The 22,042-nt window shown below is 55.2% G+C and carries 19 protein-coding genes; 2 read left to right on the top strand and 17 right to left on the bottom strand.

The window, feature by feature from the left end:
* Positions 1-32: 32 nt before the first annotated feature.
* The 6 genes from tar to AC0TN7_RS04345 form a co-directional block, all read right to left on the bottom strand.
* Positions 33-1,700, bottom strand: coding sequence for a methyl-accepting chemotaxis protein II (gene tar / locus AC0TN7_RS04370; protein ID WP_024909677.1), 1,668 nt, complete (start codon positions 1,698-1,700; stop codon positions 33-35).
* Positions 1,701-1,784: 84 nt separating this feature from the next.
* On the bottom strand, positions 1,785-2,747 hold the full coding sequence (locus AC0TN7_RS04365) for a Csu type fimbrial protein (RefSeq protein WP_032647810.1): 963 nt from the start codon (positions 2,745-2,747) through the stop codon (positions 1,785-1,787).
* Positions 2,744-5,128: a fimbria/pilus outer membrane usher protein gene (locus AC0TN7_RS04360; RefSeq protein WP_267217018.1), complete on the bottom strand. Its 2,385-nt coding sequence runs from the start codon at positions 5,126-5,128 to the stop codon at positions 2,744-2,746. Before AC0TN7_RS04360 ends, AC0TN7_RS04365 begins: the two co-directional genes overlap by 4 nt.
* Entirely contained in the window at positions 5,104-5,862 is a 759-nt protein-coding gene (locus AC0TN7_RS04355; protein WP_024909674.1) for a fimbrial biogenesis chaperone, read from the bottom strand. The genes AC0TN7_RS04360 and AC0TN7_RS04355 overlap by 25 nt, the downstream gene beginning before the upstream one ends.
* Positions 5,863-5,878: 16 nt before the next feature.
* The gene (locus tag AC0TN7_RS04350; protein ID WP_024909673.1) at positions 5,879-6,427 is read right to left on the bottom strand and encodes a Csu type fimbrial protein; all 549 of its coding nucleotides are present in this window, start codon (positions 6,425-6,427) and stop codon (positions 5,879-5,881) included.
* A 12-nt stretch (positions 6,428-6,439) separates the two neighbouring features.
* Positions 6,440-7,012, bottom strand: coding sequence for a Csu type fimbrial protein (locus tag AC0TN7_RS04345; protein ID WP_032647817.1), 573 nt, complete (start codon positions 7,010-7,012; stop codon positions 6,440-6,442).
* Between the two features lie 429 nt (positions 7,013-7,441).
* Between AC0TN7_RS04345 and AC0TN7_RS04340 the strand changes: the two genes are divergently transcribed.
* Entirely contained in the window at positions 7,442-8,707 is a 1,266-nt protein-coding gene (locus AC0TN7_RS04340) for a dicarboxylate/amino acid:cation symporter (RefSeq protein WP_024909671.1), read from the top strand.
* Positions 8,708-8,813: 106 nt separating this feature from the next.
* Here the strand turns inward: AC0TN7_RS04340 and cheW are convergent, their stop codons facing one another.
* The 6 genes from cheW to flhD form a co-directional block, all read right to left on the bottom strand.
* Positions 8,814-9,317, bottom strand: coding sequence for a chemotaxis protein CheW (gene cheW, locus AC0TN7_RS04335; RefSeq protein WP_023312262.1), 504 nt, complete (start codon positions 9,315-9,317; stop codon positions 8,814-8,816).
* 19 nt (positions 9,318-9,336) lie between these two features.
* The gene (gene cheA, locus AC0TN7_RS04330) at positions 9,337-11,373 is read right to left on the bottom strand and encodes a chemotaxis protein CheA (protein ID WP_024909670.1); all 2,037 of its coding nucleotides are present in this window, start codon (positions 11,371-11,373) and stop codon (positions 9,337-9,339) included.
* Positions 11,374-11,377: 4 nt separating this feature from the next.
* The gene (gene motB / locus AC0TN7_RS04325) at positions 11,378-12,307 is read right to left on the bottom strand and encodes a flagellar motor protein MotB (protein WP_024909669.1); all 930 of its coding nucleotides are present in this window, start codon (positions 12,305-12,307) and stop codon (positions 11,378-11,380) included.
* Positions 12,304-13,191: a flagellar motor stator protein MotA gene (gene motA, locus AC0TN7_RS04320; protein ID WP_008500417.1), complete on the bottom strand. Its 888-nt coding sequence runs from the start codon at positions 13,189-13,191 to the stop codon at positions 12,304-12,306. Before motA ends, motB begins: the two co-directional genes overlap by 4 nt.
* Positions 13,192-13,314: 123 nt before the next feature.
* Positions 13,315-13,893, bottom strand: a complete 579-nt coding sequence (gene flhC / locus AC0TN7_RS04315; protein ID WP_008500416.1) for a flagellar transcriptional regulator FlhC — start codon at positions 13,891-13,893, stop codon at positions 13,315-13,317.
* 2 nt (positions 13,894-13,895) lie between these two features.
* Complete coding sequence (gene flhD, locus AC0TN7_RS04310) at positions 13,896-14,246, bottom strand: flagellar transcriptional regulator FlhD (RefSeq protein WP_023336137.1); 351 nt, start codon at positions 14,244-14,246, stop codon at positions 13,896-13,898.
* Positions 14,247-15,041: 795 nt separating this feature from the next.
* Between flhD and uspC the strand changes: the two genes are divergently transcribed.
* Positions 15,042-15,470, top strand: coding sequence for a universal stress protein UspC (gene uspC, locus AC0TN7_RS04305; RefSeq protein WP_473701867.1), 429 nt, complete (start codon positions 15,042-15,044; stop codon positions 15,468-15,470).
* A gap of 15 nt (positions 15,471-15,485) precedes the next feature.
* Here uspC and otsA read toward each other — a convergent pair whose 3' ends face one another.
* The 5 genes from otsA to araF form a co-directional block, all read right to left on the bottom strand.
* On the bottom strand, positions 15,486-16,910 hold the full coding sequence (otsA, locus tag AC0TN7_RS04300) for an alpha,alpha-trehalose-phosphate synthase (RefSeq protein ID WP_048992259.1): 1,425 nt from the start codon (positions 16,908-16,910) through the stop codon (positions 15,486-15,488).
* Positions 16,885-17,688 (bottom strand): trehalose-phosphatase, encoded by an 804-nt coding sequence (otsB, locus tag AC0TN7_RS04295; protein WP_024909666.1) that lies wholly within the window; start codon positions 17,686-17,688, stop codon positions 16,885-16,887. The genes otsA and otsB overlap by 26 nt, the downstream gene beginning before the upstream one ends.
* A 176-nt stretch (positions 17,689-17,864) precedes the next feature.
* Positions 17,865-18,851: an L-arabinose ABC transporter permease AraH gene (araH, locus tag AC0TN7_RS04290; RefSeq protein ID WP_061714861.1), complete on the bottom strand. Its 987-nt coding sequence runs from the start codon at positions 18,849-18,851 to the stop codon at positions 17,865-17,867.
* 14 nt (positions 18,852-18,865) lie between these two features.
* Positions 18,866-20,380, bottom strand: a complete 1,515-nt coding sequence (araG, locus tag AC0TN7_RS04285) for an L-arabinose ABC transporter ATP-binding protein AraG (protein ID WP_473701866.1) — start codon at positions 20,378-20,380, stop codon at positions 18,866-18,868.
* Positions 20,381-20,451: 71 nt separating this feature from the next.
* Positions 20,452-21,441 (bottom strand): arabinose ABC transporter substrate-binding protein AraF, encoded by a 990-nt coding sequence (gene araF, locus AC0TN7_RS04280; RefSeq protein ID WP_024909787.1) that lies wholly within the window; start codon positions 21,439-21,441, stop codon positions 20,452-20,454.
* Positions 21,442-22,042 lie beyond the last annotated feature (601 nt).

Here is a 22,042-nt window from a genome sequence, read left to right as displayed (position 1 = left end):
CAAGCGGCAAGCAGCCGCGGTTTAATTGTCAGTCAAAATGTTTCCCAGTTTTCATCTTGTCCGGTCGTCGCGGTGCGCGTACGGTTTGCAGCCGATTCAGCGGCTGGCGCGCGATACGTCGCCTGCGGGGTGACCGTGTTTCCAGCGAGTGAAGCGAGACGAAACGCCGAGACGGCCATCTTCAGACGGCTCGCCTGGTCTTCCAGCGCAGCGGCCGCCGCAGCGGACTCCTGCACCAGCGCGGCGTTTTGTTGTGTCACGCGATCCATTTCCGATACCGCCAGGGCAACCTGGTCGATACCACGACTCTGCTCATCAGACGCAGAGGCGATTTCACCCATGATGTCCGTCACGCGGGTGACGGCATTCACGATGTCATTCATGGTCTCCCCGGCGCTTTCCACCAGCACGGAGCCGGTATCCACGCGGGAGACGGAATCTTCGATCAGCGACTTGATCTCTTTTGCCGCATTGGCGCTGCGGCTGGCCAGATTGCGCACTTCCCCGGCCACCACGGCAAACCCGCGTCCCTGTTCGCCCGCACGCGCCGCTTCCACGGCGGCGTTAAGCGCCAGAATGTTGGTCTGGAAGGCAATACCGTCAATGACGCTGATGATGTCGGCGATTTTCTTCGAGCTGTCGGCGATTTCGTGCATAGTTTTCACCACGCCATCCACCACGCGACCGCCTCGCTGCGCCGTCTCGGAGGCGCTTTCTGCCAGCTGAGACGCCTGACGGGCGTTATCGGCGTTCTGCTTCACGGTCGCGGTAAGCTGCTCCATGCTGGCGGCCGTCTCTTCCAGGGCGGAAGCCTGCTGCTCGGTACGAGATGAGAGATCGTTATTCCCCATCGCAATTTCGCTGGTGCCGGTATAAATAGCTTCTGACCCGTTGCGCACGTTGGCGACGGTGTCGATTAACGAACGCTGCATGTGGTCAACGCTGTTTGCCAGCTCGGTGATCTCATTACGCCCGGAAACGGTGAGCGTTTTGGTCAGATCGCCGCCGGCAATTTCACGAATGTGGGCAATGACGCGGCCAAGAGGGTTCAGCAGGATATGGCGAATGCCGTACCATACTGCGACCAGCACAATGACCAGCGCCAGCGCCATCACGGCCATCTGCCATTTCGCAAAACGATAGTCATTCTGGCTTGCGGTAAAGGCTGTGTGATAGAGATCGCCACTGACCTTCGCGTACTCCCCCAGCGCCGCGCCGAGGGCGTTTTGCATCCCCTGCGTAGGCTGTGCGAAATAGGCGTCCATATTGCCGCTCTCCAGGAACTGAATCAGTTCCGTCAGACCGGCATGGTAGGCGCTGTATTTTTCATCGATATTCTGGCTCACCTGCTCCATCGCAGGCTGCGGGGTGATCTTTTTGAAGGCGTCGTAGTGTTTAGCGGCGTCAGCAAGGGTGGCACGGGCATTTTTCAACAGATCGGTTTTCGCGCTGCTCTGCTGATTGTTGGGATCCATCATCATGCGCGCGGACGAGCGGCTCAGGTTGATACGCGTTTGCAGCATCAGATCCCACGTTGACGTGAGTTCACTTTGCTGCAGACGGAGATCGTTCGAGGCCGCGAAGCTGTCCTGGTTCTGTTTTAATGACGAGAAAAAAAGCCCGCCGGAGATAAGCTGAAGAAGTGCGAAAATGACCAGCACCATCATAAGCATTGTGACAACGCGGATACGGTTCAACATACAACACCTTCTCATAGATTTATTAACGGTGTTATCGGCACTACCCACAGGAACTTTACATTTGAGAAAGGGAAAAGCGCGGGGCTAAAACGCCACGTCAACAATCAGCGTATCGGTGTAGGTTCCGGCGGGTGGCGTGGTCTGATTGGTAAGGACTTTCGCGGTGTAATTGTAGGTGCGCAGCAAGCCGTCGGTGCTGACCTGTGACGATACCGCGCTGGACCAGCGCTCGCTGCCGCTGCCGCCCCAGCGGTTACTGGTGGCTTCTTTATAGATGTCATAGCTCATGGCGTTGCTGCCGCTCACCATGCGCCGCACGTTGTTCAGCGCGTTAGCCCCGTTGTTAATGCCGATGGTATACGTACTGCCTTTGGTACAGGTGACGGCAATCGCCTGCGAAACGGTAGGGAAACTTTGTACCAGCGGTGCGCTGTTGAAGTTCACGTCCGGCGTGGTCATGGCGCTGCAATCGTTGGTAACAGTCATGTTCAGTAGAATGGTGGTCGTCGCGGTGCCCGCCTGATTGATTGTGCAAATGCCGAGCGCGCCCACGGAGCACACGCTGTAGTTAACGCTGAAGGTTAACTGCACCTGATATGGCCCGGCAGTGACGTTTTGTCCGGCGACGGTGCGAAAATAGAGCGGAATGTTGTACTGCTTTGACCCCAGCAGCCCCAGCAAGGTATTTCCACTCCAGGTATACGATTTACTTATCTGTACCTCGCTGCTGCTCGCGCAGCCCGAGAGTCCGCACAGCCGGGTGGGGATCACGTCCGTGATGGTCGCATCATCTGTCCGTTTCATGGTGGCCCGGCTGCTGCCCGAAACCGATGCCGCGGTGTAGGTCAGCGTCACCGAGTCGTTGGTCAGCAGATTCAGTATGGCATCACAGGACACCACCAGCGTGCCGGTGGTTTCCACCTCGCCTGTTCCGCTGAGCGCGAAGGAGGTGACGCTGCCAAATGAGGCATTGACCGTACTGACAGTACACGCCGCCCAGCCGCCGCCGGAGAACAGCAGCAGAATCAACAGCAGCAGGCGCGTCATGGCGCCTCCCGACAAATCAGCGGCCCGTAGGTTTTCAGCTTGTGTTCCGGATTGGCCCCCACGGTCAGGGTAGCCGTGCAGCGTTTTCCGTCAGGCGCTATCACCTCCAGCGGGTTCACATCACTAAGATTTTCCAGCCAGGCGATGCCGTCATACCCCACCACCGCATTGCTGCGCGAGACCCGTCGGACCTGGCTTCCCACCGGCAGCGCCTGCCCGTGCGCATCATGCAGAATAACGCTTGCCACCCGCTCCTGCTCCATCGGGAAATCAACCAGATAGCCGCTGTGACGGCGGATCGCGATCCGTCGCTCGGTCTCTTTCAGACGGGTATCCGCCGGCAGATTCAGGGTATCAATCCGGTAGCTTGCGGGGTAATACGCCGACACCCCGCTGACCAGCAGGTAGCCGTTGTTATTGGTTTTACCGACGGGCTGGTTCTCGTAGCTGACGGGCACATCCGGATGACCGTCGGTACTGATGACCACAAACGCATCGTTGATTTTATTCGCTGCAAACAGTTCGCCGTCCATCAGGACAATTGCGCCCATCGCCTCGCCCCACCAGGTCATGGTATCCCTTTCGCCATAACCGCCGCCCTGCAGCTCTATGTTGTTATTGCGCCAGCCCAGCGTCCCCTGTTGATAATCACTGGATCTTGACTGGTTGGCCCAGGCCATGTTCCAGCTAAACCCACCGTCAGAAGGCATGGAATGGTTATAGTTGATGCGCTGGGTACTGCCTGCATCCGGGGTATTTTCAACGGTGAACGCGGCGCTGTCGCGTGCCCCCAGCGGCACCTGCAGCGACAGCGCGACCGTCCAGTCTCCCCGCTGCTGATCCCGGCTGCCGGCCAGGTAAATACTGCTCGCCCCCCACAGATTGCGGCTCCAGGAGAGATTGAGCAGCTCGGTTTTTTGGCTGTCGAAACTCTCCACGCCGATCCAGGCCGCACCGATGTTGCCGTACTGTCCCAGATTGAAGGTCAGAGAATACTGGTCCGTATTACGGCTGAAGCTGGCGATGGGTTTATCGTTTTCATCATACATCGTCGGCTGGTCGTAAAGGGCCAGATTGCCAAAGCCGCGACCGCGACGCGTGTGCTGGGTGGCGACGCTAAACGCGCTGGTGCTGTACTGGTAACCCCAGTTGATTTGCCCGCCCGCATCATCGCGCATGCGGCTCTGCGAGTAAGAGGTATTCACCACGCCAAACTGGCCGAGTTTTATCACGGTCCCCGCCCCACCCAGCGCCAGCTCCTGCGCCCCTTCCGCGTGGCCTTCCAGCGTTAGCCAGTCTGTTAGACCATAGCGATACGAGCCGCTGCCCGCCGCGGAACCGTAGTCAAAATTCTTGATGCCGTAGTTACGCCGCAGGCTGCCCAGGGTCACGGCACCGTCGCTGAGCCCTTGTTTAAGCAGGTCGCTGGTGACGTAAAACGGTAGCGTGGTGCTCACCTGGCGTCCCAGCGCATCCGTCGTGACCAGCACCGCATCCCCGGCGCCGTTGATATAGGGCAGATTGGTCAGGGTGAAGGGACCCGGCTGAAGCTGGGTTGAGCCGGAACGATAGCCATTGATAAAGAGATCGACCGAGGTGGGTACCGCGGCCTCCCCTGCGAACTCGGGCAGCGGCCACGTCACCAGATCGGGGCGCAGGGAGAAATCCCGCCCGACGCTTATCCCCCCCATCCGCACGCTGGAGCTCCAGCTCAGGGCATCGCTGATCGCGTCCCCGACGCTCCAGCTCATCGCGTCATCTTCGTTAGTGAACAGCAGGGTCGTGTCATAGCGAACATACCCTTCCTGCTGGCCGTCGTTACCGCTGAAATTTTCGCGCGCGTAGCCGGTGGAGGAAAAGGAGCCGTTCTCGTCGAAGTAGCGGAACTCATGCCAGAGCGACGCCTGACCGCCGATATGTTCCGTGTGGTTGGTGTAGAGATCGTAATTCAGCAGCGCCCCGCGCCCGTAGTGCGGTTTGGCCTGCGTCGCTTGCGCGCTGAACGGCGTCACCCGGGCCGTCACCCAGTCGCGGGGAACGGTCAGCAGCAGGCGCTGCGCGGCGCTGTCGTACTCCACCCGAACCAGGGCAAGCGAGGAGAGATTCACCTCTCCGGTGGGAACATGCGCCGGGGGCAGCCCCGCGCGCAGCAAATCGGCGCTGGAGATAAAGAAAGCGCCTTTACGCTGCGTCACGGGCACGACCAGACCGGTGTCGTAGTGGTTGACCACGAGGGCAAGCTGGAAAACCGCTTCATCATGTATCGCCTGTGCCTGGGGCGGCGGCGGTAAACTGTCGTCACCGGGCTCAGCCCAGGTTGCGGAACTGACGCAGAGCAGTATCATCATCGCCGGCTTCAGTTGACGGGCGTCGACTGCCATTGTGCGTCCCTGGCATTAATCTGCGCGCTCATCCGCTCTGGCTGACGAACGCCAGCGGGTACCGGCCAGCTGCGGGTGCTGCCCGGAAGGACGTACCCCAGTAATCCCTCCGCAACCGTGCGTTTCTGCCCTCCCTGCTCCAGCGCCACCTGGCTTAGCCTGACATGGACATCCCCGCGATTTCGGACCTCCAGCGCAGGCTGTCCACCCGCCTGCGTCACCCGCCAGCTCAGGTTTCGGGTCTCCACCAGCGCGTGGTGCGCGCCCTCTTTTATCGTCGGTATCCCCTGTCCATACACAAACAGAGGAATGGAGTATCGCATCTGCAATTTGAGGCCAATGGAGGGTTCGGCTTTGGCATCAGGCTGGGGGATTTCATCGACAATAATGCGGTAGGCCTGTTCGACGCCTGCGGGGACTGAAGTCTGTTTGATAAGGCGAATAAGCTGCTTGCTGCCCGTGCCAATCGTGACGATCGGCGGGCTGGCGACCACGTCCTGCTGCGCGGTATAACGCTCGTGTCCGTCCTCCTGCTTCCAGCGCACGATGCGGACCTGCATCGTCGTGGCGCTGTTTCCCTGGTTCTGGATCCACAGTTCCGTGGCATTGGCGTCCGCAGCAAGCCACGGATCGATCGGCCAGAGCAGGATAGTGGCCGCCGCCTGTACCTGGCCGATTGCCGCAGCCATGCCCAACGCGCCCGCCAGACAAACGGGTCTGAAAAATGGCTTCATCAACACTCTCCCTTTATTACCATGACAAGGTCACGGTGAGCTGATCGGAATAGGTTCCCGCCGGGCTAAAACCGGTCAGTAGCGCCACGCCAAAAAGCGGCAGCGCGATGTTATTGCTGTTGGTATAGGTCACCGCTATCGCCTGGTTGACGCCAATTTCGCTGTTCGCGGCCAGCGAGCTGCTGCTGTAAAGCCGGTACGGCACCAGTTCTGTTCCGCCTGACCGCTTCATCCGGCGGACGGAGGCGTAATTCTGCCCGCCGTTAATGCTCATGCTCAGCGCCACGCCCGGCGTACAGGCGATAGACAACGCCCCGTTTGGCACAAAGCTGGTGCTGACCGGCGCGCTCTCGACGCCGTTATGGGTGCCAAAATCCAGCGTACCGAGAAGCCCTCCGCTACCGGTGGCTACCGCGCATCCCGGTACAATCGTCGCGCTGACCTTAAACGACTGTGATGTCACCGCATTCGCCGCGGGCATCATGAGCAATCCGACGAGCAGCGCGAAAAAAGGCTGCACGTGTCCCTCTGCGCATTTGCGCAGACCTGTGAGAGTTGCCTTCATGGCTATTCGGGACTAATAGGTTACGCTGACGTTAATCGTGTCGGTGTAGGTTCCCGGGACGACCGTCACGCTGTTACCACCGCCGGTAATACGTCCGTAGAGGGTGTAGCTGTCTACCCCTCCGGCCGTTGAGGCGATCGGCAACGCGGCGTTGTTGGCAATCACTGTGTTAAACCCGCTGTCGCTGTACAGGCTGTAAGCCACGCCCTGGGCCGCGTTGGCCGTATTAACCAGATAGCGTTCAGGCGTCCCCGGCGAACCGACAACGGTTCCGGGTGCCGTAGAATGGGTATTACCGGTGATCGCCACCGTATAGCTGGCGGTCGTACATTGAATGGTGAAGGTGTTTCCGCCGCTGGCGCCGCTCAGCTGCGTCGTAAGAGTGGAAAAGGTTGCCGGATGGGTACCGAAATCGAGCGTACCGAAGTTAATGCCGCTTTGCGCGGGCGAACCGTTTATCAGACAGCCGTTTGTCAGCGTCAGCGTCGCGCCGATGGTGCCACTGCTGGTGACGGCCAGCGCCTGATGGGCCGTAGTCGCAGTCAGTAAGGTTCCTGCGCAGATCAAAAGGAGTTTTCTTTTCATTTACCACCCTCCAGAAGACGTCTCCGTTCCCTTGCCACATTTTATTTTTGTCGTTCAAGATGTTAGCCCCGCTTAAGGTTCCTTTGAGGGGGTTATTGAGAATTTAGTTTACGGATATCGCTTCGACCACCCGCCCCTCAACGCATAAGCCATATGTCTTATTGACTTAATTTCCTTATTAATAACAGAGAGTTAAATTTATTTAATCCGCGATTTTATTTTTTCCGGAGAGAATATATCCATTAAAGTGTGATGCAGATCACAATATATCGTCAGGGCAATAACAACAAAATTAATAAAACTTAAAAAGGTGTTGTATCCCCCTACACTTTGCGTCAATTTATGTGCCGAATAATTTCCTGCATCGTAATAAAAAATTTATATGTATCGATGCGGGCTACATCTGAAGCGCATAGAGGGTCTTTTTTCGTGGCAAGTGCAAACAAACTCACACTCTTCATCGTGATATTCATGCTGGCGGGTATTCTTTCAGGGGCAGCAATTCATGAATATGCATCTGCGGATGCCATCACAGCCTGGTCGGATAACATTACCCTTCTGACCGATATTTTCCTCCGTCTGATCAAAATGGTCATTGCACCATTGGTCTTCAGCACGCTCACCGTCGGCATTATGAAGCTGGGCGAAACCTCCACTATTGGCCGCGTTGGCGGTAAAGCGATGGTGTGGTTTATCAGCTCATCCGTACTCTCTATTCTGGTTGGCCTGTTTATCGTCACGCTGGAGCATCCGGGAAGCGGTCTGAACCTGACGATCCCAACCGAAGCGGTGGATACCGGTCTGGCCGTTGGCGGCATGACGCTGAAAGCGTTCCTGTCGCACACCATTCCAACCAGTATCGCAGGGGCGATGTCGAACAATGAGATCCTGCAGATTGTGGTGTTCTCGATGTTCTTCGGCATCGGCGGCGCGTCGCTGGGGCAGAAATTCAACGCGCCGCTGGTGGCCGCGCTGGATGTGGTTTCCCATATCATGCTGAAGGTCACGGGTTACGTGATGTACGTTGCTCCGCTGGCCATTTTTGCGGCGATCTCCTCCGTGATTGCCACGCAGGGTCTGGGCATTCTGCTGAACTACGCCTCCTTTATTGGTGGCTACTATGTTGCCATTCTTCTCACCTGCATGGTGCTGCTGGCCGTGGGTTACATGGTGCTGAAAAAAGAGGTGTTCCGCCTGGTCAGCATGCTGAAAGATCCGGTCCTGGTGGCGTTTACCACCAGCAGCTCTGAAGCCGCCTACCCTAAAACGCTGGAGCAGCTGGAGCGTTTTGGCTGCTCGCGCAACATCGCCTCTTTCGTTCTGCCGATTGGCTACTCCTTCAACCTGGTGGGTTCGATGGTGTACTGCTCTTTCGCTTCGATGTTTATCGCTCAGGCGTACAACATTCACCTGAGCTTCTCGGAAGTGACGGTTCTGATGCTGACGCTGATGCTGGCCTCCAAAGGGATTGCGGGCGTACCGCGTTCATCCCTGGTGGTGCTGGCCGCGACGATCCCAAGCTTTAACATTCCGGTGGCGGGTATTCTGCTGCTGATGGGGATCGACCACTTCCTGGATATGGGCCGTTCCGCAATTAACGTTCTGGGGAATGGTATTGCGACCGCGATGCTGTCGCAGAATGAAGGTGCGCGTGAAGCTGAAGCGGAAGCTGAGCTGGTAAAGCAGGAAGCGTAATGGCATGAAAAAAGGGTGAGGCCTGATGCCCTCACCCCAACCCTCTCCCACAGGGAGAGGGAGCAAACACAAAAAACGGCAACCTGGGTTGCCGTTTTGCATTTACCTACGCTACGTGACTCGCCGCGATATCCAGCAGCGCCATCTCATCGCTGTTCAGCAGCTTCTCGATGTTCACCAGAATCAGCATACGCTCGCCGAGCGCGCCCAGACCAGTCAGGTATTCGGTCGACAGCGTGACCGCAAACTCCGGCGCTGGGCGAATTTGGTCTGAGGTCAGGGAGAGCACATCAGATACGCCATCGACCACGATACCGACCACGCGCTGCCCCAGGTTCAGAACGATCACCACGGTGTTGTCGTCGTAGTCAACGTCGCCCTGGCTGAACTTCACGCGCAGGTCCACGATTGGCACAATAACGCCACGCAGGTTGGTGACACCTTTAATAAAAGCAGGCGTGTTAGCGATGCGGGTAACCTGGTCGTAACCACGGATTTCCTGCACTTTCAGGATATCGATGCCGTACTCCTCATCGCCTAAAGTGAAGACCAGGAATTCCTGCCCTGATGGCTCGCCCGCCAGTTTCGTTACATTACTCATACCGGTCATGTTATTACCTTCTACTTAATCAGGCGGCTGTGTACGCCACACGTTGTTCACGATTTAATCCCTGAAGCGCCGACACATCGACGATCAGCGCCACGCTACCATCACCCAGAATGGTGGCGGCAGAAATACCCGGCACTTTGCGGTAGTTACTTTCGAGGTTCTTCACCACCACCTGGTGCTGGCCAATCAGCTGATCAACCAGCAGCGCGTAGCGGCGGCCCGCGCTTTGCAGGATCACAACGATACCCTGCGTGGCCTCTGTCTTCGCCCCGTCTACCTCGAACACTTTCCACAGTTCCACCAGCGGCAGGTACTCACCACGCACTTCAAGAACGCGCTCGCCACCCGCCAGCGGATGCAGATCTTCTTCGCGCGGCTGCAGGGATTCCATCACGGCGTTCAGCGGCAGGATAAAGACTTCGTCCGCCACTTTGACTGACATGCCGTCGAGGATCGCCAGCGTCAGCGGCAGAAGAATGCGAATGGTAGTGCCGGAACCCTGTTTAGACTGGATCTCAACGTGGCCGCCCATTTCCTGGATGTTACGTTTCACCACGTCCATGCCTACGCCGCGCCCGGAGACGTCGGTCACCTGCTCTGCGGTAGAGAAGCCCGGTGCGAAGATCAGCATGCCCACTTCTTCGTCGGTCATGTTTTCATTGACCGCCATCCCCTGCGAAATTGCTTTTGCCAGGATGCGCTCGCGATTCAGACCGGCGCCGTCATCGGTCACTTCGATGCAGATGTTCCCGCCCTGATGTTCCGCAGAGAGGATCAAGTTGCCGACCGGGGATTTTCCGGCGGCAATGCGGTTTTCCGGCAGTTCGATACCGTGGTCGAGACTGTTACGCACCAGGTGCGTTAACGGATCGATGATGCGCTCGATCAGGCTCTTATCCAGTTCGGTTGAGCTGCCCATCAGGGTCAGTTCAATCTGTTTATTCAGCTTGCTGGCAAGGTCACGCACCAGACGCGGGAAGCGGCTGAAGACATATTCCATCGGCATCATACGGATGGACATGACCGATTCCTGCAGGTCACGGGCGTTACGCTGCAGCTGGCCCATGCTGGTGATCAGATCGCCATGGGTGACCGGGTCGAGTTCGTTTGAACGTTGCGCCAGCATCGACTGGGTGATCACCAGTTCGCCCACCAGGTTAATCAACTGGTCAACCTTCTCAACGGCAACGCGGATACTGGTTGACTCGCTGGAGCGCGCGGCAGGTTTTTCACCACGGCCAGGCGCAGCGGCCTCTTTTGGTACTGCCTTCAGCGCCGGGGCCGCAGGCGTCACAGCCGGTGCCGCGGCCTGAGCGACAACAGCCACCTCTTCCGCAGCCGCAGGGGCGTCAACCGCAGCCGTTTCGGTTTCGAAAGCGATCTGGTCAGCTTCAATCACAAAGCACAGCACCGCCACGATATCGTCCTGGCCAATCCCGTCATCAAGCGTCGCGGCCAGGCTGTCTTTGCCTTTTACCACGTTGCTTAATTTCGCCAGGTTACCCAGCTCTTCTTCCAGCAGGTTAACTTCGTTCTCTTTCAGGCGCGACAGCACAACGCGCAGTTTGCCCGCCTGCGCAGCGGCTGGCGCGGCCTCGTCGGCAGCAACCGCATCGACAACGCTCAGTTTCGCGGCCGGAACAACCGCTGCGGCAACCTCACCTTTTGCTTCCAGCGCGAGCTGGCGCAGCGCATTGCAGATGTATTCAAAGCTGGCGGCATCAGGCTCTGCCGAACTTTTATAGGCGTCGAGCTGTTCCTGCATAATATCTTTGGTTTCCAAAAACAGGTTGATAATGTCGGTATTGAGCTGCATCTCACCGCGTCGTGCTTCATCAAGCAGGTTTTCCATTAAATGGGTCGTTTCCTGCAGGATGGTAAATCCAAACGTTCCGGCTCCGCCTTTAATAGAATGCGCCGCACGGAAGATGGCATTGAGCTGCTCGGAGTCCGGTGCTTCGGGCACCAGGTCGAGCAAGTGTTGTTCCATATCGGCCAACAATTCGTCGGCTTCATCAAAGAATGTCTGGTAAAAATCGCTAATATCCATGCTCACGCTATCACCTCGGATTGGCTGGTGGCGATGTTGGAACGGCAGCCGAAGGAACGGCCCCAGGCTGTTTTAAATCGTCCAGTGACTCATTCTGACTTTCGGCGTTTTCATGCAGGATGGCCTGCTCCGCCTGCTGGTTCAGCACTAAAAGACTGATACGACGGTTGATGGCATCATCCGGCCCGCGGTCGGAAACGCGCATGGTTGCGGCCATGCCGACTACGCGCAGTACCTTGCCATCATCAAGCCCACCTGCCACCAGCTCGCGACGCGAGGCGTTGGCACGATCGGCAGAAAGCTCCCAGTTGCTGTATCCCTTCTCCCCATTGGCGTACGGGAAATCATCCGTGTGTCCTGACAGGCTGATTCGGTTAGGAATGCCGTTCAGCACCGGTGCAATACCGCGCAGAATGTCGCGCATGTACGGTTCGACTTCCGCACTCCCGGTTTTAAACATTGGGCGGTTCTGGCTGTCGATAATCTGAATACGCAGCCCTTCCTGCACCAGGTCGATCTTCAGATGTGGGCGCAGCGCGCGCAGCTTCGGATCCGCCTCAATCAGCTGATCGAGATCGCCACGCAGTTTCTTCAGACGCGCCTGCTCCATCTTTCTTTTTAGCTCGTCGATGTTCGGCTCTTTTTTCACCTCACCCTTCTGCTGGGTGTAATCATCGCCGCCGCCCGGGATCGGGCTTTCGCTGTTAGAAATACGCGGCCCACCGGCCACCGCCGTTGCCAGCGGTGTGCGGAAATATTCGGCAATCTGGATCAGTTCTTTTGGGCTGGAGATGGAGATCAGCCACATCACCAGAAAGAACGCCATCATTGCTGTCATAAAGTCGGCGTATGCAATTTTCCACGAGCCGTGTGCGCCATGCCCGCCGCCCTTGTGCTTGCGTTTTTTTACGATGACGATCGGATGGGACTGGTTTTTCATGCGTCCTCAGTTGTCGTCTGTTGGTTTGGGTTTTTCACCGCACGCACGTGTTCTTCAAGCTCGATAAACGACGGACGCTCGCTGGAGTAAAGCGTTTTACGGCCAAACTCAACCGCGATCGGTGGCGCGTAACCGTTGAGGTTAGAGAGCAGCGTGATCTTCACGCACTGCATCATTTTGGTGGTTTCCGCGCTCTTCTGGCGCAGAACGCTTGCCAGCGGAGAGATGAAGCCGTACGCCAGCAAAATACCGAGGAAAGTCCCCACCATCGCATGGGCAATCAGCGCGCCGAGCTCGGCTGCCGGACGGTCTGCCGAGGCCAGAGCGTGAACTACCCCCATTACCGCAGCAACGATACCGAATGCCGGAAGCGAGTCGCCGACCAGCGCCAGGCTGTTGGCCGGCACTTCAGATTCGCTTTCGTGAGTTTCGATCTCTTCGTCCATCAGCGCTTCGATTTCGAAGGTATTCATGTTGCCGCTGATGATGAGTCGCAGATAGTCGACGATGAAGTCCAGCATCATGGCGTCAGCAAGAATGCGCGGATAGCTGGCAAAAATTTCGCTCTCTTTCGGGTTTTCAATATCCCGTTCAAGCGAGAACATCCCCTGCTGACGCGACTTCGCCATCAGGCGATAGAGCAGTGCCAGCAGATCCATATACATGCTTTTGGTGTATTTCGAGCGACGGAACAGCAACGGAATTGCTTTCAGCGTGCCCTTGATCGATTTACCGTTGTTGCCAACGATAAAAGCCCCTACCCCTGCACCGCCGATGATAATAAGTTCAGCCGGTTGATAGAGTGCTCCAAGGTGCCCGCCGGTCATCATGTAACCGCCGAAAACTGTACCGAGAACTACCAGGTAACCTAATAAGATAAGCACGACATCATCCTTCCGCTAGTGACTATGGCAAGGACGTCCAGCTCGCAGCGTTTACCGTTTGCGGGGTAAAAAAAAGCAGCGGTAATTGCTTACCGCTGCTGGAATCTTTCCCACACGTTCGGGTTAAACAGCTTGTTCGATCTGTTCATCCAGCAGTTGTGGAATAATATCGGCAGCATCCCGGGAAAGTTTACGTCTTTTTACTGCGCGGGATGGAGGCTGACATAAACTACAGGCGAAGCTGCCTGCAGGCTGATGAGCGTGGGTAATAAAATTGCCGTTGCAGCAGTTGCAGCGCGACAGCTCAAGCATTCCGCTCTCAACAAAACGCACCAGCGTCCATGCGCGGGTCAGCGCCAGCAGAGGGCCTTCTTCCTGCTGTGGGCATTGTTCAAGGTAAAGTTTGTACGCTTTGATCACGGCGTCAACGCCGCTACACAAACCAGTTTTGAGAAGATACTGCCAGGCATTACAGAACATGGAAGCGTGAATATTCTGCTCCCACGTCATAAACCAGTCGGTAGAAAACGGCAGCATGCCTTTCGGCGGGGGACTACCACGTAACTCTTTGTACAGCTTGATGAGACGGCCACGGCTCAACTGCGTCTCGCTTTCCAGCATTTGTAAACGAGCACCCAGTGTAATCAGCTCCATGGCCAACTGTATGTCACGCGCTTCCTGAACAATGCTTTTCTCGCTCATTGCTAGGCCCTTTTCTTACGGGCTGCGTCATCAGGCTGGCTGATTTCGTTAAGCAAGCGAGTGGAGAGAAGAATACCGGTATGGATCTGTTGAAGATCGTCCACACGGGAATCCTGCGTCAGACGCGTTATTGTCTGCGAATCATCGAAACGGAACTGGCAAACCAGTTGATTCGTTTCAGCCAGTTTAACCATCTGCGGGAGGGTTAAACCGCCCAGCATGGTTGCCATCTCTTCGTTAATACCCAGACGAAACATCGCGGACGCCTTGTCCTGACTAATCAAACGCTGCGCGAGCAGTAAATACGACAAATTAATGTCATAGATATGTTTTAGCAACTCGGATGTATGCATTGTTCCCATCCCGAATAACCAACTATTATTTTTATGCGGAAAGACCGCACCCCGTGATGTCGCCGGGAAATCACCCGGTATAAAAAAGAAAAGGCTAAATGCATAGTTGAATTTAGGTTTGTATTCACTGAAACGCGTAAGAGAGAAACCGCGAATGCGTCTCTTACATGTTTTATCATTTCTTACAAATAACTAAGATTTTTCCTAATTCGACGCAAACTCTACTCGTCAGTTTTGTCACATACAATCCAGCCACCCTCAAATTTAAAAAAAATGTGATCCACGTCACACAATTTAAGTGAATATGACCCATAAATCCATCAGTATGACTTGTAATTTGTTTGTTTTTTAACCAATCAGTACTGTTTTGTATTCTTAATTGACGAATACTCATGCAGACGGGCGATCCGAACTGGCATGCAACGTGCTTCTACCCCCGTAAGCGCTACGCTGAAACATTTACAACAAACCCCTCTCCGGGAAACATTTTTCTTACCGTGAAAAAACATATAGTTATGCAGGTAGCACAAAAAAGATGTTTCAGGACGTGATCATTCGAAATGAGTTTGTAACGCGCCAAAACGATTTAACAGTTAAAGCGTGAATTTGTGTGATTTACGTTAAGTTGTTAATTTTTTTCATTTAGGCGCATTTTTCAGTTATTCTTCTTATAAGAATAATTAATGAATAATTATGATAAGCTTCACACTAATGTCGTAATCAGCTCTTGCAGAACCTGGGAATTCGCGGTAAAGGTGATCAAACGCTGTCTGACAGACACCTAAGGAGTGCGCCATGAGTTACTCCCATCTTATTGTTTCCGTTGCAGTTTCTCCAGAAAGCCATCAACTCGTCGCCCGGGCCGTTTCCATTGCCAGACCCCACAATGCCCGCATCAGCCTCATCACGCTCGCCGCAGAGCCAGAGATGTACAATCAGCTGGCCGCCCCCATGCTGGAGGATATTCGTGGGGTCCTTCAGGAAGAAACGCAGCAATTTCTGCGCGAACTGGTGGAAAAGGCACAATATCCGGTTTATGAGACAATTATTGCGACCGGTGAACTTAACGCCCATATTCTCGACATGTGTCGTAAACAACATATTGATTTAGTGATTTGCGGGAATCATAACCACAGCTTTTTATCGCGCGCAGCCTGTGCGGCGAAATCCATTGTCGCATCGAGCCAGGTTGATGTGCTGTTAGTGCCACTTGGGGGGAGTTAACCCCCAAGTGGAAAATCAGGCGAGTTTAGGGAAGGTCGCGATCTTTTTTTGCAGATCGCCTTCATGACTTTGCGGGGTGATATCCCGGAGATCCTGAATAAAACGTGCCTGCCAGTGGTTAATGTCGTTCTTACGGATCGTCTCCATCATATCAGCATGACGGGAAATACGTTCCGTGAGCGGCATAGTCAGGGCACGATTCAGCGCGTTTGCCACGTCGTCCCTGTCATAAGGGTTAACGATAAGCGCCGACGTGAGCTCATTTGCGGCGCCGGCAAACTGGGAGAGCACCAGAACACCCGGGTCGTCAGGATCCTGGGCCGCCACATACTCTTTCGCGACGAGGTTCATCCCGTCGCGCAGCGGCGTAACCAGGCCAACATCCGCATAGCGGAAGACCTTCATCAGGATCTTACGGTCAAAGTGCTGATTCAGGTAAAACAGCGGCGTCCAGCCCAGCTGCCCGTAGCGGCCATTAATGCGCCCTGCTTCTGTCTCCAGCTGATGGCGAATGTCCTGATAGGCCTGAACCTCACCGCGCGACGTCGGCGCGATCTGGGTATAACGGATTTTACCGTGATGCTGCGGATATTTATCCAGCAGCGTTTCATACGCCAGGAAGCGTTCCGGCAGCCCTTTGGAATAATCAAGACGCTCAACCGAGAAGATATTTTTCACGTGTTTGAGTTCATTCTTAAGCTGCGCCAGCTTCGGCGGCAGCGGGCCGGAAGCCTGCTCCGCGATTTCGTCAGGTTCAATCCCAATTGGATACACTTCGGTGTGGAACGTTTTCCCCCACGCCGTATGGGTTTTCCCGCCTTTGGTCACCAGACGCGCTTTACCTGACACGGAGTCAAGGAATGCGAGGCGGTCATTTTCGGTCTGGAAGCCCAGCAAATCGTAATCACACAGCGCCTCCAGCAGCTCTTCATGCGGCGGGAGCGCGGTAAAAATTTCCGGCGTCGGGAACGGGATGTGCAGGAAGAAGCCAATCCGGTTATTTACCCCTCTTTTTCGCAGCTCTCTGGCGAAGGGCAACAGGTGATAATCGTGGATCCATAAAATATCGTCTTCTTCGATTAATGGCAGCAGTTTATCCGCCAGCAGCGCATTCACGCGCGAGTAGCCTTCGAAGGATTCACGCTGGAATTTGACCAGGTCAAGACGATAGTGAAACGCGGGCCACAGGACGGCATTCGAGAACTGCGAGTAATACTCGTCGTAGTCTTTCTCTTTCAATGCAAATGAAGCCCACGTAATGTTTCCGCGCGTCACCTTTTTGAGCGGTTTCTCTTCTTCACTGATTTCCCCACTCCAGCCAAACCACAGCCCGCCAGCGGCTTTTAAGGCACCTAATACCCCTACCGCCAGGCCACCCGCACTGGCTTTTTTATCGTCAGGCGGTGCGATTCGGTTAGAGACGACGACTAAGCGACCCATAATGGTTTCCCCCTTTGCTTTGCGCTATTTGTTGTTGTTGCTGGTTAGCGATGTCAGATATCCACTGCCAGACGCTGGCGACATCCGCCAGTCGCCATTCGGCAACAGTGTCACCAGGCCCCACCTTGACGGCGATCCCTCCGGCCTGATTCACCACGCGAAACCCGGCCTCGTCGGTCAGGTCATCCCCAATGAAAACGGGCGTTCGCCCTTTGAAAGGCGGCGACGCCATAAACGCGGCGATGGCCGCGCCTTTATTAATCCCTTTCGGTTTTAACTCAACCACGCATTTGCCGGGCTGCAACGCCAGCTGCGGATGCGCATCTGCCACCCTCTGAGCAAGCGCAAGTACGGCCTCCTCATGCTGCGGTGCCTGACGATAATGCAGGGCAAAGGCCATGCCTTTGGCTTCCAGCTCGGTGCCAGGCAGCGCTTCCAGCGCGTCAGAAAGCTGCTTATGGAGCGTTTGCGTGAGTGCGTCGGGGAGTGAAACGATATGCGTTTGATCATGGATGTCGCGGCGCTCCGCTCCGTGTACACCGGCCAGCGGAAAGTGGTATGGACTGGCGAGCAGATCCAGCTCGGCCATTGAGCGCCCTGATATCAATGCCAGTGCTCCCTCATTCATGAGCGAGAGCTGATGCAAATCCTGTAACACCGCCTCCGGAATAGACACCTGATCGGGGTGCGGTTTTATCCCGGCGAGCGTGCCGTCGAGATCAAAAAAGAAAGCATAGTGTCCGGGCAGTACAGGCGGTGCGGTTAACGTGTCAGCCACCCTTTTCCTCCTTACGGTTTACGAGAGGTAAACGCCTTTACCTCTTTCATAGCCATGTAAGTATAGACAGTGTGACGTGGCTCGCCATTTGACAACCGCCCCGCCAGTATTACTGGCGGGGCGGTTAAGAGGTCAACTAAGGTTATAAGTTGAGCAATAAAAGACAGGAAAAAGGGTTACACGGTACGCTTCGCTTTTTGCTTGTAACGGTCGAAAATCACCGCTGCCAGCAGGATCAGACCACGAACCACGTACTGCGAGAACGGCGAAATATTCAGCAGGTTCATGGCGTTCTCCACCGTCCCTAAAATCAGGATACCGGCCACCACATATGAGATTTTTCCGATGCCACCCTTGAGGGAAACGCCCCCTAACACGCAGGCCGAAATGACGATCAGCTCGTAACCGATAGAGGTCATCGGCTGGCCGCTGGTCATACGCGACGCCAGAATAATCCCCGCTGCGGCAGAAACCAGCCCAGAGAGCACAAAGATAATAATCTTGGTGCGTACGACCGGCACCCCAGCCAGACGGGCGGCCTCTTCATTACCGCCAATCGCCAGCGTATTACGGCCAAAGGTGGTCCGGTTAAGCAGGAAGCCGAACAGGATCAGGCAGGCCACCGTCAGCCATATAGGCGCAGGCAGACCCAGCCAGTTGGCATAACCCAGCGTGAAGAAGCGCTCGTCTTCAATCCCCACCGCTTTACCGTCGGAGATGATATAGGCCAGCCCGCGGACAATTTGCATTGTCGCAAGCGTGGTGATCAGGGCGTTAATCTTCAGGCGCGCGATAACAAAACCGTTCACCAGACCGCTGATGACGCCGAGTAACAGACCGGCTAAGACGCCAATCCACAGGCTCTCCGTCATGTTGATCACCACGGCCGTCGTGACGCCCGCACAGGCAATCACCGACGCCACCGACAGGTCAAAATCGCCGGAGGCCAGGCAGAACAGCATCCCGCAGGCCACCATCCCGGACATGGAAATGGCCAGCCCCAGCCCCTTCATATTAATGAAGGTGGCAAAATTAGGGACAAAGATCGCGCAGGCAAGGAACAGTGCGGCAAAAACCACCAGCATGCCGTACTGATCCCAGATACGTCCAATACTCAGCGCCGACTTCGGCTTCGGCACTCCGGATGTAGTAACAGAGGACATCATTAACTCCTTACTCAGGCGACAGCCTGGCTAACTTTAGGCATGGCGAGGTTCAACGCCTGTTGTTCATTCGCCTGTTCATGAAGTAATTCGCCGGCAATTTCGCCTTCACGCATCACCACAATGCGGTCGGCCACGCCAAGCACCTCCGGCAGATCGCTGGAGGCGAAGAGCACCGCCACGCCGCGTTTTGCCAGCTCATAGATCACGTTATAGATTTCGTGTTTTGCCCCCACATCGATACCGCGCGTCGGCTCGTCCAGCAAAATGACCTTCATATCTTCTGACAGCCAGCGGCCTAAAATTGCCTTCTGCTGGTTTCCGCCTGACAGATTCATGATCAGCTGTTCCGGACCCGGCGTTTTGATATTCAGCGAGCGAATATGGTGGTCGGCGTTACTCGACTCCCAGCTATCGTTTATCAGGCAACCGGCGCGAATAAACTTACGACGGGCAGAAATATTGATGTTGTCGCGCACCGAGTGCACCGGAATGATCCCCTCGGCTTTCCGGTCTTCCGGGCAGAGCATCATCCCCGCCCCGATCGCGTGGGCCGGTTTCTGGATATCTACCCGTTCGCCGTCAATAGAGACCTGACCATCGGTAATACGGGTACCGCCGAACAGACCTTTCATCAATTCGCTGCGCCCCGCCCCCACCAGACCAAACAGGCCGACGATTTCACCGCTGCGTACGGATAACGAAATCGGTATTCTGACGCCCGGCGCTTTGACGTTATCCAGGCGCAGGCGTTCCGGGCCGTACGGGCGCGGTTGCCAGTGATAAATATCGCCCAGATCGCGTCCGACCATCGCCTGAACCAGCTGGTCATGGTTCACCTGCGCCATGTCGGTAAAGGTGCGCACATAGCGTCCATCTTTAAAGACGGTGATGGCGTCGCTCAGGGCAAAAATCTCTTCCATACGGTGCGAGACATACAAAATCGTGCGGCCTTCCTGACGCAATTCGCGGATCACGCGGAACAGATTTTCGATTTCACGCTTAGAGAGCGAACTGGTAGGTTCGTCGAAGGCAATAATTCTGGCGTTACGCGCCAGCGCCTTGGCAATTTCAACCATCTGCCACTGGCCGATGGAGAGGTATTTCAGCGGCGTCTGGGGATCGACGTCCAGGCCCAGATGCTTAAGCTGCAGCCCCGCTTCATAATTAAGTAGCGAACGATTTACCACGCCGCCTTTGTGCGGGAGCTGTCCCAAATAGATGTTTTCCGCCACGGTCATCTCAGGAATGAGGTGCAGCTCCTGGTAGATGATCGCCACCCCGGCATTGAGCGCCGCCGTGGTATCGGCAAACGCCACCTCTTCACCGCGTATGGCCAGCGAGCCGGTAGTGGGCGCGTAGTTACCGCTGAGGATCTTCAACAGCGTGGATTTTCCCGCACCGTTTTCCCCCATCAGGGCGTGAACCTGGCCGGCATAGCAGTCGAAGCTGATATCGGTCAGCGCGTTAACACCGGGGAAAGTTTTCCCGATGCCGCGAAAAGAGAGATACGGATCAGACTGTCGCATAACGTCTCCGTGATTCCTGTAGTGTGTACGTCTGGCCCCTCACGAAGGATGAGGGGCACAATCACCGCGTATTACTTACCGCCCAGTCCTTTTTTCGCCAGCTCCTCTTTGAAGTTGTCGCGGGTAATCAGCACCACGTCGGTCACTTCGGTAAATTTCGGCGGCTCAGCCCCTTTGGTGACCCAGTTGTAGAGCATCTCACTGGATTTATAGCCGTGAACGTCCGGGCTTGGCAGCAGAGAACCGTAGAAGCCGGTAGCCTGCGCTTTGGACAGCTCGCTGACGGCGTCAACGCCATTGATGCCAATCCCGATCACGTCAGGCGCTTTAAAGCCCTGGCCTTCCGTCGCGCGTACCCCACCCAGCACGGTGTTGTCGTTCATGCCGACCACCAGCCAGTGTTTGACCTCCGGATGCTGAACCAGCATAGAGTTCGCGGCGTCGAAAGCGCCCGGGATATCGTTAGATTTGGTAGGGACTTTGTAGATCTGTTTTTCCGGGAAACCGGCCGCTTTCAGCGCGTCCATTGAACCGGAAGTACGGCGACGTGCGGTGTCCAGCTCGTCTGCGGTAATGGCCATCACCGCAGTCTCTTTGACATCCCAGCCGCGCTTTTGCATCTCTTTATAGAGTTCCTGCCCCTGGCGTTCGCCAATTTTGGTCGCCGCCATCATCACCAGCGGGACGCTATCCATCGGCTTGCCTTTGGCGTTAACGAACTGATCGTCAACCGCGATGACCTTCATATCGTAACCGCGCGCTTTCGCCGCGATGGCCGAACCGAGCTTTGGATCCGGAGTACAGATAACGAAACCTTTCGCACCGCTGGCCGCCAGGCTGTCGATGGCGTTCAGGGTTTTCTCACCGTCAGGCACGGCGATTTTAATCACTTCAAAACCTAAATCTTTCCCGGCTTTATCGGCGAATTTCCACTCAGTCTGGAACCAGGGCTCTTCGGGCTGTTTTACCAAAAAACCGAGTTTTAAATTCTCAGCGATAGCGGATTGTGACATAACGGCAGCCAGACCGATGGCCGCCAGCGCTTTAGTAAATTTGTGCATGGTAAACTCCAGCTTTAGCATTCTTTTCTGTAGGGAATATGTGCGTGCTTCTTATTTAATCGGACTTAAAACAAGGCATTAGCGCTTACCTCGTCATAAGCGTTATTGCTGGTGATAGTTTTAGCGGGAAATTAATCATCCATAAGAGAGCCCCATCACACCGCAGAATTACAGTAATTGCGTACATAAATTCAGCGAAAAATGACATAAAAAAGGCAGGATTTGTCAGACAAATGAAAGTGGGTTAAGCAGAATTATCCATAAGATTAGCTAAGAAATCCCTGATACCCCTCAGCGGACTAAACGTCATCTGGCGTTAAAGGGGTTCAAGATGTTTTTCATCAAAAATGCACCAGGTACCTGAACACGGTTATTCCGCAGAATTTGATTTAGCGCAATTTTATTAGCACATCATATATTCGAAAACATTAATCCGTATTTCTCTTTTTCACGGAGTATTATTCCAACTTAATATTTTCGAAAGAGTAACAGTGTATCACTGCAATAAAAATTGTTAATTATTAGAGCATTAAACCATATTCAATTCATGGCAAGCTGATTGCATTTCTGTACTATATTAAACTTTGTAATGTATGGTAAA

This window comes from Enterobacter sp. PL_is511, assembly GCF_055816065.1.
The sequence above is the reverse complement of the archived record's forward strand: the minus strand, read 5'-3'. Positions and strand labels throughout refer to the sequence as shown.